Origin of the sequence: Methylocystis parvus, assembly GCF_049675845.1 — a bacterium.
GTDB lineage: Bacteria > Pseudomonadota > Alphaproteobacteria > Rhizobiales > Beijerinckiaceae > Methylocystis > Methylocystis parvus_A.
The window spans coordinates 4080497-4096192 of the sequence record NZ_CP187161.1 but is presented as its reverse complement, the minus strand read 5'-3'; the positions used below and the strand labels follow the sequence as shown (position 1 = coordinate 4096192).

17 protein-coding genes are annotated in these 15696 nt (G+C 63.7%); 12 read left to right on the top strand and 5 right to left on the bottom strand.

Annotated elements, in window-relative coordinates:
- Nucleotides 1-4: 4 nt before the first annotated feature.
- Nucleotides 5-283 carry a hypothetical protein gene (locus ACPFMJ_RS21050; protein ID WP_424361823.1) on the bottom strand — a complete coding sequence of 93 codons (279 nt, stop codon included), beginning with the start codon at nt 281-283 and terminating at the stop codon, nt 5-7.
- A 200-nt stretch (nt 284-483) separates the two neighbouring features.
- On the opposite strand from ACPFMJ_RS21050, the gene ACPFMJ_RS21045 reads away from it, so the two are divergent.
- From ACPFMJ_RS21045 to ACPFMJ_RS21035, 3 genes are all read left to right on the top strand, one after another.
- Nucleotides 484-2370 (top strand): sensor histidine kinase, encoded by a 1887-nt coding sequence (locus tag ACPFMJ_RS21045; protein WP_424361822.1) that lies wholly within the window; start codon nt 484-486, stop codon nt 2368-2370.
- A 136-nt stretch (nt 2371-2506) separates the two neighbouring features.
- Nucleotides 2507-3238 carry a peptidoglycan-binding domain-containing protein gene (locus ACPFMJ_RS21040; RefSeq protein WP_424361821.1) on the top strand — a complete coding sequence of 244 codons (732 nt, stop codon included), beginning with the start codon at nt 2507-2509 and terminating at the stop codon, nt 3236-3238.
- Nucleotides 3239-3280: 42 nt separating this feature from the next.
- Complete coding sequence (locus tag ACPFMJ_RS21035; RefSeq protein WP_424361820.1) at nt 3281-3622, top strand: DUF1491 family protein; 342 nt, start codon at nt 3281-3283, stop codon at nt 3620-3622.
- Between the two features lies 1 nt (nt 3623).
- Here ACPFMJ_RS21035 and ACPFMJ_RS21030 read toward each other — a convergent pair whose 3' ends face one another.
- Nucleotides 3624-4670 carry a DUF2336 domain-containing protein gene (locus ACPFMJ_RS21030; protein ID WP_424361819.1) on the bottom strand — a complete coding sequence of 349 codons (1047 nt, stop codon included), beginning with the start codon at nt 4668-4670 and terminating at the stop codon, nt 3624-3626.
- Nucleotides 4671-4844: 174 nt separating this feature from the next.
- Between ACPFMJ_RS21030 and ACPFMJ_RS21025 the strand changes: the two genes are divergently transcribed.
- On the top strand, nt 4845-5069 hold the full coding sequence (locus tag ACPFMJ_RS21025; RefSeq protein ID WP_424361818.1) for a hypothetical protein: 225 nt from the start codon (nt 4845-4847) through the stop codon (nt 5067-5069).
- 96 nt (nt 5070-5165) lie between these two features.
- The gene (locus tag ACPFMJ_RS21020) at nt 5166-7427 is read left to right on the top strand and encodes a ComEC/Rec2 family competence protein (RefSeq protein WP_424361817.1); all 2262 of its coding nucleotides are present in this window, start codon (nt 5166-5168) and stop codon (nt 7425-7427) included.
- A 132-nt stretch (nt 7428-7559) separates the two neighbouring features.
- On the opposite strand, the gene lexA is transcribed toward ACPFMJ_RS21020, so the two are convergent.
- Nucleotides 7560-8273, bottom strand: a complete 714-nt coding sequence (lexA, locus tag ACPFMJ_RS21015) for a transcriptional repressor LexA (protein ID WP_424361816.1) — start codon at nt 8271-8273, stop codon at nt 7560-7562.
- Nucleotides 8274-8621: 348 nt separating this feature from the next.
- Nucleotides 8622-9062, bottom strand: coding sequence for a hypothetical protein (locus tag ACPFMJ_RS21010; RefSeq protein WP_424361815.1), 441 nt, complete (start codon nt 9060-9062; stop codon nt 8622-8624).
- A 267-nt stretch (nt 9063-9329) separates the two neighbouring features.
- Here ACPFMJ_RS21010 and ACPFMJ_RS21005 point away from each other — a divergent pair, with 267 nt between their 5' ends.
- From ACPFMJ_RS21005 to ACPFMJ_RS20975, 7 genes are all read left to right on the top strand, one after another.
- Nucleotides 9330-11360 carry a hypothetical protein gene (locus tag ACPFMJ_RS21005; protein WP_424361814.1) on the top strand — a complete coding sequence of 677 codons (2031 nt, stop codon included), beginning with the start codon at nt 9330-9332 and terminating at the stop codon, nt 11358-11360.
- Nucleotides 11357-12088 carry an AAA family ATPase gene (locus ACPFMJ_RS21000; RefSeq protein WP_424361813.1) on the top strand — a complete coding sequence of 244 codons (732 nt, stop codon included), beginning with the start codon at nt 11357-11359 and terminating at the stop codon, nt 12086-12088. The genes ACPFMJ_RS21005 and ACPFMJ_RS21000 overlap by 4 nt, the downstream gene beginning before the upstream one ends.
- 15 nt (nt 12089-12103) lie before the next feature.
- Nucleotides 12104-12511 (top strand): regulatory protein GemA, encoded by a 408-nt coding sequence (locus tag ACPFMJ_RS20995; protein ID WP_424361812.1) that lies wholly within the window; start codon nt 12104-12106, stop codon nt 12509-12511.
- 207 nt (nt 12512-12718) lie between these two features.
- Nucleotides 12719-13021, top strand: a complete 303-nt coding sequence (locus tag ACPFMJ_RS20990) for a hypothetical protein (protein ID WP_424361811.1) — start codon at nt 12719-12721, stop codon at nt 13019-13021.
- Nucleotides 13022-13033: 12 nt separating this feature from the next.
- Nucleotides 13034-13267, top strand: a complete 234-nt coding sequence (locus tag ACPFMJ_RS20985; RefSeq protein WP_424361810.1) for a hypothetical protein — start codon at nt 13034-13036, stop codon at nt 13265-13267.
- The gene (locus ACPFMJ_RS20980) at nt 13264-13560 is read left to right on the top strand and encodes a hypothetical protein (RefSeq protein WP_424361809.1); all 297 of its coding nucleotides are present in this window, start codon (nt 13264-13266) and stop codon (nt 13558-13560) included. The genes ACPFMJ_RS20985 and ACPFMJ_RS20980 overlap by 4 nt, the downstream gene beginning before the upstream one ends.
- A 10-nt stretch (nt 13561-13570) precedes the next feature.
- Nucleotides 13571-14371 carry a hypothetical protein gene (locus ACPFMJ_RS20975; protein WP_424361808.1) on the top strand — a complete coding sequence of 267 codons (801 nt, stop codon included), beginning with the start codon at nt 13571-13573 and terminating at the stop codon, nt 14369-14371.
- A gap of 300 nt (nt 14372-14671) precedes the next feature.
- On the opposite strand, the gene ACPFMJ_RS20970 is transcribed toward ACPFMJ_RS20975, so the two are convergent.
- Nucleotides 14672-15652 (bottom strand): P63C domain-containing protein, encoded by a 981-nt coding sequence (locus ACPFMJ_RS20970; protein WP_424361807.1) that lies wholly within the window; start codon nt 15650-15652, stop codon nt 14672-14674.
- Nucleotides 15653-15696 lie beyond the last annotated feature (44 nt).

Genomic DNA, 15696 nt, shown 5'->3' with positions numbered 1-15696 from the left:
CGGCTTAGCGCCCCTGCCCCTGCAATCGCTGCAACGCCGCGGCGCAGTCGCGCGGGGCGGAGAGGCAGCGGTCCCGGGCGGCGGCCACGAGCGCATCCGCCCCCGCCTGCGCCAGATCGCGCGCGCTTTCCTCGATCTGCGGTCGGCGAGGCGGCTTGGGGGCGGCGACCCGGCCGCGCGCCTCCGCAGACCCCTGAACGGAGGCCGGCCCATCGGCGCCGCGCCAGTGGAGCGCGAGGATGACGAGCGCGATGCAGGCCAGACACTTGATGAGAAAAAACACGAGCGACTCCGTTTCTCTCCCCGCTTTTCGCGCGCATGGGTTGCACGAAAGTAAACGCGGCCCGCTACGTTTCCGTGCTTTGCAGAAACCAAACGCAAACCATCGCGTCCGCAGATGACCGAAATTGACAGGTCCTGTCGCGCGCTTAGCAGTCACTTAAGATAGGTCTGCGAGGCTCGCTTCAATCAGGAGCGTATGTTTTGAGTAACACAGCCTCTCTCGACCGCCCCGCGAAATGGATCGACAGCCTCGTCCATGAAAGCGTGCTGGATCGCCCGCTCGACTCGGCGCGTCACCGCTGTTTCATCCTGCCGCGGATCGTCGTGGCGGCCTGCATCCTGCTCGGCGCGCCCATCTGGCTTTTCTTCTACGGCGCCCCGACGCCCACCGAATTCCTGATTTTCTCTCTCGCGCAAACGCCGCTCGTTTCGGTCGGGGTTCTCGCCCGGACCGGAAAACTGCGGCTCGCGCAGAGCGTGTCGATCTTCGGCTGGCTCGCCATGGCCGTGGCGATCCACGCTTTCACCAAGGGCTATGAGACGATCTCGATCACGCTGCTGACCATCGCGCTGGTCGAGGCGGCGTTGACTCCCGAGATCGTCATGATCTTCGTCATCGAGGCGGCGACCATCGACCTCATCGCGCTCACCGCGGGCGTCGATGTGACGGGCGCCAATCTCAATTCGATCCAGGGCCCCGCGTCGCTCGCCATTCTGGCCGCGCCCCTGCTGCTTTACATCGCCTTCCTGGCCATTTGCGCCATTCGTGCGGAGAACACCCGCACGCTCGTCGACTCGGCCAACGCCCGCGACCTGCGCCTTCTCACGGACGCGATCGGCGACATCGTCCTGCATCTCGATCGCACCGGCGCCGTCGCGACCATTATCGGTGACACCCACAAGGTCTATGGGCTCGACCGTCGCGATCTCATCGGCCGCGGCTTCTTCCAGCGCGTCCACATCGGCGACCGCCCCGCCTTCCTCAAGCTCGTCTCCGACGCTTTCGAGCAGGACGCGCCGCTGACGGCCCTGCTGCGCGTGCAGGTCAGCCTCTCGCCTTCCGCCTCGGGCAAATATGTCGAGCCGGTCTTCAACTATTTCGATGCGCGCATGTGCCTCGCCCAGCCTGTGGTCGATGAACTGAACGGCCATCCTTTGGAAGCTTTCCGCCCTGTGGTCTGCATCCTGCGCGACGTGACCTCCGAGAAGCGCGCCGACGAGGCGATCGCCGCGGCGCGCGCCGAGAGCGAGCGCGCGACCGCGAGCAAGACCCGCTTCCTCGCCAATGTAAGCCACGAGTTGCGCACGCCGCTCAACGCCATCATCGGTTTCTCGGAGATGCTGGGCAATCCGGAGCTTGCGCCGACCGACCCGGCCAAGCAGCGCGAATACGCCCAGATCATCAGCAACTCCGGCCATCACCTGCTCGAAGTCGTCAATACGATCCTCGATATGTCGAAGATCGAATCCGGCTCGATGCAGATTTTCCCGGAGCCGTTCTCGCTTCCCTCGCTGATCGACCAATGCTGCGACATGGTGCAGCTCAAGGCCGACCAGGGGGGCGTGAACCTCATGCGCGATTATCGCCGCGACATCGAGGAACTCGTCGCCGACAAGCGCGCCTGCAAGCAGATCCTGCTCAACCTCCTCTCCAACGCCGTGAAATTCACGCCGGCGGGGGGCAAGGTGCGCGTCGTGATCGCGCCTGAGGGCAATCTCATCGCCGTGACGGTCGCAGATACGGGCATCGGCATCGCGGCGGGCGATCTCACGCGGCTTGGCGATCCCTTCTTCCAGGCCAGCGCCTCCCATGACCGCGCCTATGAGGGCACGGGTCTCGGCCTTTCCGTGGTGCGCGGCCTCGTCGGCCTCCACGGCGGCGCCATCATGATCGAAAGCGTGCCGAAGAAAGGCACCTCGGTCACGATCCGCCTGCCGCTGGACTGTCGCGAACCCGCGCTCGGAACCAGCATCTCAGCCAAGATCGAAACGATCCCGCGGCTGGGCGCCGCCATCGGGGCCGATATCGGCCTGACGGCCAGCCAGACGATTGAAACTGCAAAAGAGACGGTGAAGAAAATTGCGTGACGCATCGCTCCGGGCTTCCGAGTTCGACGACTTCCCCGAAGAACGCCCGGCGCCTCGGCGCCGCGGCCCCGCCCCCGTCCCATCCGCCCAGCCGGCGCCGACGCCGTCGCGCGGCGCGAAGCGGAAGCCGTCCGTGATGGCGCGCGTTTTCGCGCCCCAGCGCATGGGGATGATGCTGCTGCTTGGCATTGGCGGCCTCGCTTTCGTCGGCGTGCCGATGAACGCGCTCTTCCTGCAGGACGGCCGCCACCCCGCCCCGCTCTTTTCCGCCCACACGCTCGCGCCGCAGAAGGCGGAAGTCGCGGAGGAGTTGACGGCCCCGCCACCCGCCCAGCCGCAAGCCGCCCGCGCCGAAGCACCCGCCGCAAAGCCCGACGCCGTCAAGGCGGAGATCGCGCCGCCCGTCGCCAAGCCCGGCAAATCCGACGCCGCGGCGCTGAAAGCGCTGCTGACCAAATCCGACGCCGCTCCCGCGCCAAAGGCGGAGAAAAGGCGCGAAGTCGTCTCCCGCGATCCCATCGCGACGATGATCGGCGGCGGCGATTCGGCGGGGAAGCCGAAGGCGGCGCCGCAGCCCCGCGCCCAGACCAAGACGGCCCCTCCGAAGAGCGTATTGCAGACGCCCAAGGCCCAGCCTCAAGCCCAGGCGCAACAACCCCAGGCTCAGGCGCCGGCCGAAAGCGTCGTTTCCGCTCAGCGCGCGCTTCAACGGCTCGGCTATGTGGTGAAGCCCGACGGCGTCGTGAGCGCCGGCACGAAGCAGGCCATCGAAAAGTTCGAGCGGGACAACGGCTTGCCCGCCAAGGGCGAGCTCACCTCCAAGATCGCCAAGATGCTCGCGACACGGGCGGCGGCCCCCCATCAGTGAACAGGCTTAGACCGGAGGCGCGTTTCGCCCTAAGTTAGCCCGATGCGTCTCCGATCGGATATTTTTGCGGCCGCGCTCATTCGACGCGCGGAAACCCAGGGAGCCGTCGCCATGTTGCGACGGCGCGGGGCGGCCGAAGCAGGCGCCCTCTTCATCAAGCTGGATCGCCTCGACGGCCGCGCCGCGGTCTACGGCCCCGCCCCCCAGAGCGAGGAGCCGCCCGAGGGCGTCGACCGGCTCTTCTCCAAGGTTCACAAGGACGATTGGGTGGATCCCGCCGAGGCGGAGTCCCGCCTCAAGCGCGAGATCATGTTCGACCCCGACCTGTGGATCGTCGAAATCGAGGACAAGGAAGGCCGCGTCTTCGTCGACCTCACGGCGTGAATCAGGCCGACTGATCGCGCTTTCGAACAGGTTCGCCGGAAATCCGCGGGGCCGCGCGGCGCCAGCCCGGCCCGCCCGCCAGAACGTCATCGCGCACCAGGCGCCTCTGTCCGTCGCGCTCGCTGCGCATCGCGCCCGTCGCCGCCGAAATGATCTGCATCGCGGCGCGCTGGGGCGTCGAGCGCACCAGCGCGACAAGCGCGCGCACGCGGTCGGTGTCGTGGGAGATGGCGGGATCGGCGCACAGGAAAATACGGACCGCCGCGTCCGGATCGAACCCAAGCGCCGCCAGCGCCAAAGCGAGCGCCTCGCCGCCGCTGTCCGACGCGACGGCTCTGGCGCGCTCCTTTCGGCATTCCAGAGCGTCCGCAAGCAGCGCGGCCATCGCGTCGCGGTCCCTCCGGGCGGCTGCGTTTTCGAGACGCAGCATGAAAATCAGGTCGGCGCGGTTGGTCTCGCTCAATCCGCTCGACAGAGCGCGCCGACAGGCGTTGAGGATGATGCCGGTGCGCTCGAGCCGCGACGCCGCCAGGAACAGCGCCTCCGGTTCGATAGCGCAGTCGTCGCGGTCGAGGAGGATCCTCGCGAGAGTGAGGTCGTCGCGGGCGGCCTGGGTGAGCGCGCGGCGCGCCGCCGCGTCGAGATGGACCGACCAGTTCGCCGCGAGCGCCCGCAGCACTTCCGGTTCATTGCGCTGGGCCAGGGCCTCCACCGCCTCGCGATCGAGATCCTTGCGCCTCGCGAGAGCGCATGCGAGCGACGGCGCCCCCTGCTGCGCCGCTGCGAGCATCTGGGCGCGCGGCAGCAAGGGCGAGAATTCGACCGCCAGCTCCGCGCAAGCGCCGCCCTTCTCCAGAAGCCTTATGAAGATCGTCGACGGCGTTTCGGCGTGAAAGCACAGCGGGCGCGTGACTTGCGCGGCGGATTCGGCATCGACGATGTCGATCAGGCCGAGCGCCAACCGCTCGAATTGCTTGATGTCGCTGATCGGATGCGTAGGTCGTTCGACGAATTGACCGACGATCGCCCGCAAAAGGGAGATGTCCACGATTCGCCGCTGACTGCACTCTGTCTGCATCGACGCGCCACTCACTCAAACGCTTACGCAACCTTAGCTTTCAAATTAGCATAAGGATGTTGACGGAACATTAACCCTCGCGGACCCCTAATCTCGGTAACGGTCGATTCACTTTTGGCCGCAGCCGTTGCGGAGGGGTCGAAAATGGGGGAGGTCGTCGCCTTCCGGAAGCGAGAGAAGTCCTCGCGCAACGAAATCGCGCCGCCAGACGGCGACGCGCAGATCCTCTTCTTCCTCGGCGTGCGCTATGCGCGCATGGACGAGGCGAAAGACGCAGGCGAATCGCTCTCTCCGGACCATGACGAGGGATGCGGCCACCGCCACGGCCCCCGCGGCGGCAAGAAGAGAAAGAGCCGCGCGCGGGGTTAAGACCTTAGCCAGCATCAACTTCTAGACAGCCTGGGCCGTAGCCGTAGCGCCCCCTGGTTTTACGCACTAAACTCCCCGCAAAGTTTGAGGCGTGGAGTGAGCGAAGCAACGCGCACGGCGGAACATGACGACCCCAGGGAGGGGGCCCTCGCCTTCGCGGTCGCGCCCCGCCTGCAATCAACCTCGGACGGCTTCCGCAGGGCCTACGCAAAGGAAGCCGAGCTTCGTCGCCCCTTTCTCTGGCGGGCGGTCGCCGCAGGCGCCGGCGTCGCGCTCTATTTCGCCGCCGACCGCGAGCCGTCGCTGACCTTGTGCGCAGTCGCCGTCGCCTGCGCTGCGCTGCTCGCTTTCGTGACGAAGCGCCATGCGCGCGCGCATGCGCTCTTTCTCGCGCTCGCTTTCGTCGCCGCGGGATTTTGCGCGGGCGCGTGGCGGACGGCGCGGGTCGCGGCGCCCATCGTGTCGAGGGTCGGCGTCGGCGACCTCACGGGGTTTGTCGAGGAGGTCGATCTTCGACCGGCGGGCGCGCGCTTCGTTTTGCGCGTCGCCAGCGCGGAGGGTCTGCCTGGGGATGTCGTTCCGGCGCGCGTGCGGCTCACGACCCGCAGCGAGCCGGAGTTCGCGGCGGGCGATTTCATCGCCCTCAAGGCGCGGTTGATGCCCCCCGCCCGCGCGGCGCTCCCCGGCGGCTACGATTTCGCGCGAGACGCTTACTTCGCGAGGCTCGGCGGCGTCGGCAACGCGCTGGGGCGCATCGAGACGATGCCGCCACCCGATCCGGCGCCGCTATCGCTGCGTTTCTTCGCCTCGGTCGACCGCGTGCGAAACGCGCTGGCGTCGCGCGTCTACAAAACCATTGGCGGCGACGCTGGCGCGATCGCCGCCGCGATGGTGACGGGCAAGCGCGACTATCTGTCCGAAGGCGTAAAGGACCTGATCCGCCGCGCCGGCATTTTTCATATCGTCACGATTTCCGGGATGCAGATGTCGCTCGTCGCGGGCATCTTCTTCGTCGGCTTGCGCCGGCTCATGGCGACGTCGCAAACACTGGCGCTGAACTACCCGATCAAGAAATGGGCGGCGGCGCTCGCGATTGTCGGAGCCGTTCTTTACGACATTGGCACGGGGTCGCGCGTCGGCACAGAGCGCGCCTTGGTCATGACGCTGATCATGCTCGCCGCCGTAATTTTCGATCGCCCTTCCCTTTCCATGCGAAATCTGGCGCTCGCGGCCTTCTTCGTCATCGCCTTCGAACCAGAGGCGATTCTCGGCGCGAGCTTCCAGCTCTCCTTCGCGGCGGTCGCGGCGTTGATCGCCGTCTACGAGCAGCGAAGCGATTATCTCGCAAAGAGCCGCGCGCAAATTCAAGGGCCAGGGCTTAGGAGCCGCTTATCCGAACTCCGCGAGGCCCTGCTCGAGCGCATGCTGCATGGTCCTGGCGCGGCGCTTGTCGCGACGTTGTGCGCGACCTCCGCCACGGCCGCCTTCATGGCGAACGATTTTCACGAGATCAGCCCCTATGTGCTGATCGGCAATCCGCTGACGCTCGCCGTCATCGAATTCTTCGCCGTGCCTTGTGCGCTGATCGGCGCCGCGCTCTACCCTTTCGGTCTCGACGGCTTCATCTGGCGCTATCTCGAACTGGGCATTCATCTGGTCACCTGGCTCGCGGGGTTGATTGCGAATGCCCCGGGGGCAAGCCTGCACGTGCGCGCTTTCGCCCCCTGGGCGATTGTGTTCCTCGCGCTCGCCGTTCTCTCGGTCGTGTTGTGGCGCAGCTGGCCGCTGCGCGCGACCGCCATCCCGCTCGCGCTCATCGGGCTCGTCGGCGCGGCGAGCGGTCCCAGCTTCGATATCGCCGTGCCCGCGACGGGAGACGCCGCCGCCCTGCGAACGCCCTCGGGACGACTGACGCTGCTCGGAAAAAAAGCGAGCGCCTTCGCCACCGAACAATGGTTGCGCGCCGACGCGGACGCGCGCGCGGCCTCGGAAGCGACGGGCGGCGTCAATTGTGACGAAGAAGGCTGCGTCGGTCGCGCGACAGACGGCCGAATCGTCGCGCTCGTGACCGCGCGCGCGGCCTTTCTCGAAGATTGCGCCCGGGCGTCGGTCGTCGTCACGCCGCTACGCGCGCCGGACGGTTGCGGGGCCGCAATCGTCATAGACCGTCGCAAGCTGACCGAAACGGGCGCGGTCTCGCTGAGTTTCCTGAAGGACGGCGCCGTCGTCTGGACAACGGCGCGTGGGATTGATGAAGACCGACCCTGGTCACCGCGCCCGGCGCAAAACGCCAAACGCGCCGCGCTCCCGGATGAAGATGAAACCGAAAACGCGGAACTGGCGGAGCCGCTCGAGTAAGCGCCGCTTTTTCGGGAAAGGGGAAGCCGTTCCGGAATCGGCGCCGATCCGAGGGGCGCGGCGATCAATCCACTGCGGAACCTGTGAGATGCTCTGCCGCGAAAACGCGCCGCGCCAATTAATCCGATCGCCTCAGTATTTGCGCAGCAGGCTCACGAGCTTGCCCTGGATGCGCACCTTGTCGGGACCGAAGATGCGGGTCTCATAGGCAGGGTTAGCCGCTTCGAGCGCGATCGAAGCGCCGCGCTTGCGCAGCCGCTTGAGCGTCGCCTCTTCGTCTTCGATCAGGGCGACGACGATATCGCCCGTGTCGGCGTAATCCTGCTTCTTGATGACGACTGTGTCGCCGTCGAGAATCCCCGCCTCGATCATCGAGTCGCCGCGCACTTCCAGCGCGAAGTGCTCGCCGGTCGAGAGCATTTCCGGCGGCAGGCTGATCGTGTGGCTGCGGCTCTGGATCGCGGAAATGGGCGTGCCGGCGGCGATGCGTCCCATCACGGGGATCGCAACCTGCTGGCTCGCCTCCTCCTCGCCCCTTTCGTGAAGCGGGCGGACCCGACCCAAATTCCCCTGAATGACGGCCGGCGCAAATTTGCCCCCGCGCGACGGGGCCCCGCCACGGGGCGTGACCGATTCCGGCAGGCGCAGGACCTCCAGCGCCCGGGCGCGGTTGGGCAGCCGGCGGATGAAGCCTCGTTCCTCGAGCGCCAGTATGAGACGGTGGATGCCTGATTTCGACCGCAGGTCGAGCGCGTCCTTCATCTCGTCGAAGGACGGCGGGACGCCGGATTCCTTGAGCCTCTCATGGATGAAACGCAGCAGATCGCTCTGCTTTTTCGTCAGCATAATCAGCCCCCGGCCACGCCGCTCGCTACAAACAAATCATGAACATCTATAGACGTTCGCTGTGCGTTCCGCAAGCTCTATCGCTCGCATGGTTAACAAAAAGCCTACTGTGGAGCGGCTTTTTTTATCTGGCTGTCACGGAAACAATTAATTTGACGCTAAAGGCTAGCATAAGCCAATCATATCAATGGCATAACGAGTTTGGCGATTGGCGAACGTATTGGCGAAATAGGCTCGTTGCCCGCAGACGCTCGAAATAGCTGAAAATACAATCTCTTGCGCAATTCGGTTTGGCGAAGCCGAGCGGTGCTGTTCGGGGATTGGCGAAAGCCAATTGGCGAAACGCTCTCACTCCCGCGGCACCGGTTTAGCCGCAACATCTCTCTCCGCAACAAGGTCATAGCGACCAGCAACGAGGACCGCTAATATTTGCGCGTCTCGTCGAAGGTCAAAAACAGTCCTCCGGTCCAGATCGGAAGGGCTATCTATTCTTAAATCATTCTCGTTAAAAATGGGAAGTTTATCACCCATAACCTCATACAAAGCTTCCGCAAGGTAACCGCGCTCTACTAAGCCCTGGCCCTTCTTGACCGCATATGCCGGATCAAGCCCAGCTTGCTTGCAAATCCTCTCGTACACCCACAATGGCATGTCGGTTTTACCAAAGTAGTTTTGCAGAGAACGATATGGAATTTCAAGCGTTTCCGCGAGCCATGTGAGTTTCTGAGCACGGCGCTTTAGCACCTCCCTCAAAAATCCAGCCGTTGCACCTCGCTCAAGCTCAGACATTGACACGCACCTATCTTAGTGCATAAGTTCCATTATGCACCAAATCAGGCACATAGCAGAACTCACTGTTGTTCCCTCAGAAGACCTGTATCTGACGGTTCGGGCGGCCTTTATTGCCCAGGGCACCACGCTAAACGCATGGTGTATCGCCAACGGCGTCAACCGGCAAACGGCGGCCAAAGCCCTAAAGGGCCAAAGGCACGGGAAGTTGTCACGCGCCCTCAGGGACCGGTTGATCGAAGCAGCCTTTCAACGCGGGGCTGCCGCGTGAATGACGTGGTTCCGCTGTCATTGGTTGCCGACGCAGCAGGCGTGAGCCGCCGCGCACTGGAAATCGCCGCCGCGAAGATCGTTGACGGTAAAGCGGCGACATGGCGAGGGGCACAGCTCGTCATAGTTCCCGTCAAGGGCCGCGGCGGGAAGGCGGGGCTTCAATACCAGGTCCGCGTCGACTCGCTGCCGAGCGACCTTCAAAGCCGCATCAACGCCCCTTCGAAAGCCCTTTCAACGGCAGTTAAACTCCCGGTCAAAGCCGCGAAGCTTTCCGCCATCTTGGCCGTCTTCGGCGAAATGTTCGCCGAGATCGACGCCACCCGGCCGAACACGAAGGCGCGCGCCGACATCTTTCGAGCCTGGAGCGAGCGCCTCATAGTCGACGTGAAGGGCAGCGGGCATTCCCGGCGCTACAGCATCACGACATTGAAGAGGTTCTACCGGGAGCACCAAGCGGCCGGACTCGCCGCTCTCACTCGGCGAGGACGCAGCGACAAGGGTCGCAAGCGCGTCGTCATGACCGCGCGCTACGACGCTTGGGCGCGAAAGGCTGGATTAATGGACTTGGAAGCCGTCGCCGAGAACGTGAAGGGCTATATTCGGGGCTGGCACAAGGCATGGGAAAGCGTCTCCGCCATCCGGTTGCACGCCATCGCCCGGCTCGAAAAGCTCACGCGCGAACGGGGCTTCGAACCGCCGGACGGCATCTGCAACATTCCCTTGAACGTCGTCAAAGCAGAGCGCCGCTACCGGCGAGTCGCAGAATTCAAGAAAGACCGCAAGGCCTTCGAAGACAAGTCTCCCGCCATCCGCCGCACCATCGAAGGGCTGTGGCCCATGGATACCGTCGTTGGCGACGTTCATCCGCTCGATTTTTTCCTGCCGGAAATTGAGGGATATCAACGCTACGCCAAGGCAATTTGCTGGTTGGATTTAGCGACGAAGCGCCTTTGGGCGACGGTTGTCATTCTCCCCCGAGGGAAGGGCATTCGGAACGCCCATGTCATCGCCAGCTTCATGGAGATGGCTGGGGAGTGGGGCCTCCCAAGGACGCTCTACCTCGACAACGGCAAGGAATATAACTTCGCGGAATTTATCGCGGATGCGCTGTCGCTTGACAGCCGTGGAATGGCTGTTGGCGGCGGCGGAGAGCATAAGGCCGTGCGCCATGCGCGACCCTACGCGGCGCGCTCCAAGGCCATAGAAGGCGTCTTCGCCCAGCTTCGCCATCTGTTCGCGAAAGTGCAGGGTTATGTCGGCGGCGACCGCATGAAATCCAAGGTCGCCAATGTCGGCAAGGCGCCCGTGCCCTTCCCTTCGATTGAGCTATTCCCTCAGGTCATTGCAGGGATACTGACGCAGTATCACGCCATGCCGCAGGGCAAGGCGTCGCAGCTCGCCGGTCTCTCTCCGATCGAGGCTTACAACCGCGCGGTTGAGGCGGGGTGGCAAAAGACCGAAATCGACCCAGACGCCTTCGCAACGGTCTTCGCCGAAACGCGCGCCGTCGCCATCAACCGGGGCGCAATCACCGTCAACGGGCGCACCTTCTATTTCGACGGGTTGGTGAAGTATGTGCAGGGCAATTACGTCAATGTCCGCGTGCCGAAATACGAACAATGGGCGCGGCTTCCGGTCGAAGACCTGCAAGGGAACTTCCTCGGCTTCGCTCAGGAGGATCAGCGCTTTAGCGCCTTCGATCCGGCCGGCGCTAGGGAGAGCGATCATCGTCGGGCGCTTCAAAGGGGCGCGGTTCGCGTACTGGACAAGTCCGCCCCCACTATCGACGTGACGGCTGAAATTCTCGCCTTCTCCGCCAACGCGCCAAAGGCGCTCCCGGCGCCGATCGGCGGGCGGGTCACGGCGTCGGACAACGAAAAAAACATCTCGCGCGGACTGAGGGAAACGCCCAAGGCGCAGCGCGAACGCGAGGATGCAGAGCGGCAGCGGGAATTCGAAATCCAGAGACAGTTGGACGAAGAGTTCATGGCAAAGCGCGCCACCAGAAAGGCAGGGAACAAATGACTCATATCAGCCGCACCACCGCCTTAGTTTCCGTTGAGCAATGCTTCAATTACGCGCTTGAGAGGTGCGAGGCGGCGGCGGTCTTCGGAACGCCGGGTGTCGGCAAGACCACGGCGATGACGCACCTTGCTGAAAGAAGCCCCACCGCGACCTTGATCCATGTGGGCTCAACCCGCTGCACGCCGCGCGCCATCGCTTCGATGATCGCCGATGCCATGCGACTATGGGTAGAGCATCGCAGCGCGTGGCAGATCACGGAGATCATCGAAGCCCACCTGATGCACCCAAGCACGCGGGACGAGATTTTGATGTTCGACGAAGCCCAGAACATACCGCTCGGCTTCCTAAAAGATATTGTCGACTGGCCCCAGCGCTTCGGCGTTCCCGTGCTTATCTGCGGCAATGAGCACCTGTTGAAGCGCACGAAGGCGTCGGGCGCCGCGTTCGACCAGATCGACAGCCGTATCGGCAAGCGTATCCACCTCAGCCGCCCGACGCGTGAAGATTTTGAGACGATAGCGATCGATTTCGACGTGTTCGGCGTTGACGCACGTAACGCTTGCGCCGCCTATGGCGCAAAAAACTCCATTCGCGACCTCATTTCATTGCTGCAAACGGCGCGTGACTTCGCCGAAGGCCGCAAGTTGGGGCTGGAGGAAATCCGCAAGGCGGTTGTCTACAAGAAAGGCACCGCCGGCCTGAAACAGCTTTCCAATAGGGGCGCATAACAGGGAGAGCAAACCTTGCTGACGACGAAGCAAATGCGCCTTGTCCAGGCGATCAAGAAGCATCTCGGCGACGAAGCAACCTATCGCCACCTGTTGCGCCAGACGGCCGGCGTCGACAGCGCGAAAGACTTGACCGAAATTGGACTGAACGCCTTTCTCGCGGAAGCGAAGCGCCAGGGCTTCAAGCTCACGTTGCAACGCAGCTTTGGCGCGCGTCGGGGAATGGCGACGCCGCGACAAGTCGCCCTGATCCATAACCTTTGGGCGGAATGGGCTGCAGAAAACAGCGAGAGCGCTCTGAATGCCTGGCTCGAACATAGCTACGGCATCTCGGCGCTGCGGTTCCTTCCCTCCGACGTAGCGGCGAAGGCCATCACCGGCCTGCGGATGATGGTCAAGCGGCGGAAGTCCGACGCTGCGTGACGTTCGGCAGGCTCCCTAAGACGACGGCGCGCCGCGCCAGCCCGGAATAATAGCGAAACGGCGACACTTCCGGGAGCCGAAAAAAGCGCAATCTCTGCGCTTCTTCGGCGGAAGAGATCAGGCCGCGCCTCGCGGCTTGAAGAGCGCGAGACGGGCGCTGCTACGCCCGCCTCGCATGGATCGCAACCACCAAAGGATTGAGCACCCATGACGAAGCGACCCGCTGAAACCATTGCGGAAGAAGGTAAAGAATTCAACCACGCGGCGAGCGCCGCGCGACACAACCTCACGGGCCAGGACTTCGCCTTTCTCGACGACGTTGACGCTCTTCTGATGCGCCTCGCCGCCCTCCCGGAGCTGCTTCGCGTGGTCGACCTGACCAAGGCGGGCGACGAAGAGCGGGAGCCGGTCAGCGCCGCCCTTCGCGAATTCGGCGGCGTTCTTTCCGGTCTGGCCTGCGAAGCGGCGGACAAACTGATGCGCGGTAGAGACGCGCTGGATCTGCGCTGAGAGGGGGCGGCTATGAAGAAGAATGAAGAGCGTAGCCCTGTCGACGAAGCCCGGCGGATGGCTTGGGAGGCAGCGCAACTGGCGGAGCTTCTGACGGTTGTCGATTTCACCTCGGAAGAGTGCGACCGGGACGCCGCAAGTCGCGGCCTGCGCATGTTCGGAAGGCTGCTGTCCGACCGGATTTTGGATGCGGAGGAAGCCTTGGGCGTCGCCAGGGTGGAACAGCTGAGGACCGCGCGCCGATGAAGCCGCTCCTTAGACCAGACGGGAACTACGACCGCGCCGCGATCGTCGTCGGCGCCAATCGGCTCTTCGCCTATATGCGGGCGAAGGGCGCGGAAGATTGGCCCCGCAAGCGCTGTCTCTCCTTCTTCTGGGCTCAGGCGCGCATCCGCCGCGCCGAGTTTCTCGGCGTCGCCCTGGCGCCGCCGAAGAAGCGCAAGCCGCCGCAGCTCCGCGCGCCGCGCCGGGCAGGCCCGCCAACGATCAGACCGGCGCGGCGTCGCGCCGGGGCTCTCCATTCCCTTCCTGCCAATTGAGGCGCCCAAAATGACCCATGCTCATTCGAATGCCATCTCCGATATCAGCGCACTCGGCGCCATTCTCGATGCGTTGGAAGCGGTTCCCCGCGCCCGCGCCGACGCGGGCGTTCTCTTGCCCGGCGCGGCGGCGATCGGCCGGCGCGTCGCCGCTTTGGCTGAAGAGGTTTCCGGCTCGCTCCCTGAAGACGGGGCCGGCGCGGGACAGGCGCTCTCCGAAGCCGGCCGCCTTGGCCAGGCGCTCGGCGCCCTGGACGCCATCCCGGAAAGAGCGCACGGGGCCGGCAAGCTGCTTCGCGGCGCCGCCGCGCTCGGCCGCTCTATCGAGGTCCTGGCGAGCGAGGCCTCCGAGGCGCCGGGGCTGAAAGAAGCCACAGCGTTTGCGCTCGCCAAGATCGCTTTGGCTCAGGCGCGGGAAGGCGGCCACGTTCCTCCGCATATTTGCTCGGTAAGGGACTTTCGAGAGATCGCCTCCAATGTGGAACACGGGGGCGTCCTGATCGGCGCGCGGTTCTTCAGTTGCGATGCGCTGCAACCGATGCACGGGGAGCGGGTGCGCGTGCTGACCCCGAATGCGGAGCCTGTCGACGTCGCGCTTGTCCTGGATCTGGACGGCCGGCTGATCGGCGTCGCCACGCCCGAGGCCAACGGGGACCCGATGCGCCCTGTTCCGGGCGCCGCCGCCCTCGCTGACGCCGTCGCCGCCGAGCTGGGCGACGAAGTGGCCGGGCGCCAGCCCTTCCCGCTCTCTTTGGGCGTCTCCTGCCCCGCCGACGCGGCCCTTGATGGGGCAGCATCCGTCCCCAACTGACGGCCCGCCAAAAGGCGGGAAGATATGAAGCCGGCCGCGCCGACAGGGCGCCGCCGGCTTCGCGCGTTTTGGGGGCCGCTTTTCAGGCTCTCCCAACCCGAAGAGGCAAAGCCTCAGAAATGGCCCATGGATGCGTTGCGACGGATTTCCGCTGTCATGAGCCCTGCCGGCCGGAAAAACGCGCCCAGCGCGTTTGATGGGGGCTTGATGCGCGTGTGTCGGGCTAGGGATCAGGGGTAAGTTGCTAGGGCCCGGAAAATGGCGGGGGCCGCCATCAATCACACATGCCAGCTACCGCGGTCATTCGCCCAAATCCAATTCGCCCTGACCGTGGAAATAGGTCAGCCAATGGCGCTTGAATTCTTCCTTATTGCGGGAGACCCGCAGCAAAGTCATGACAGTGATAACCAGTGTCCGGAAGTGATCGAGGCCCTGCTCCTTGGTGAGGAACTGGTGATGCTTGTGCTTGCGTCGATACTTTTCATTGGTCGGATTTGCATTGTCGAGAGCAGGCAAGACAGGCTTAGGCATCTGAGCGTAGATGAGTTGCCTTATCAGCTTCCCAGCATAGCGCGGGCCTCGGTTGTCGGAGGTGCGCTTCCATCCGTACACTCTGTAAATTTCGCTCGTGAACTCAGCTGGGATCGTTTTGAGCCATGGGCGATGCTCCGGCAGAATGTAGGCTGTGAGAATCTGTTGAAGTTCGTCGCTGTCTCTTTTCGTTTGATAGCCTGTCGCTTCATCAATGAGGGCAATCAACCCCAGCCTCGTGAGGCTAGAAGTAATTACGCGGCACTGATGAGCAATGGCCGCTTGCTGGGTCATTAGAACGCCGGCGTTATCGGCTTTAATAACCGCCTCTGCTATATCGATAAGAGTATCTGAGTCAAAACCGTAAGTTATATTGGATTTGTAACGAAACCTGATCGGGCTTTTGATTCTCTCTAATAACTCATTGGAAACGTATGGTTTTATTCGATTTCGTGAGACGAAAAGCTCCAAACGATTCATACCCCCCACCATCGAGCCGCCATGCGCCATATTCAGAGCCACAAGCATGCCTTTAGTTGGGATTACTCTGCGTTTATCCTCCAGCACAAAACACGGCACTTCGATGTCTGCTATCTTGATGGACTTGTCAGGCGCGCCAAACACGGCTTCGGGTGTTGAATCAGCCCAGCGCTTGGTGGCCGCCTCGCTAGCTATGCGCCGCCGCTCTTCAGGACTAAGTTTTGCCGATCTAGCCAAGCCGCCCTTCTTCTGAGGCGATAAATCTTCCATCCGAATCACTCCGCCATGCTTGCTGCGGAACTCAGCTTATGCTT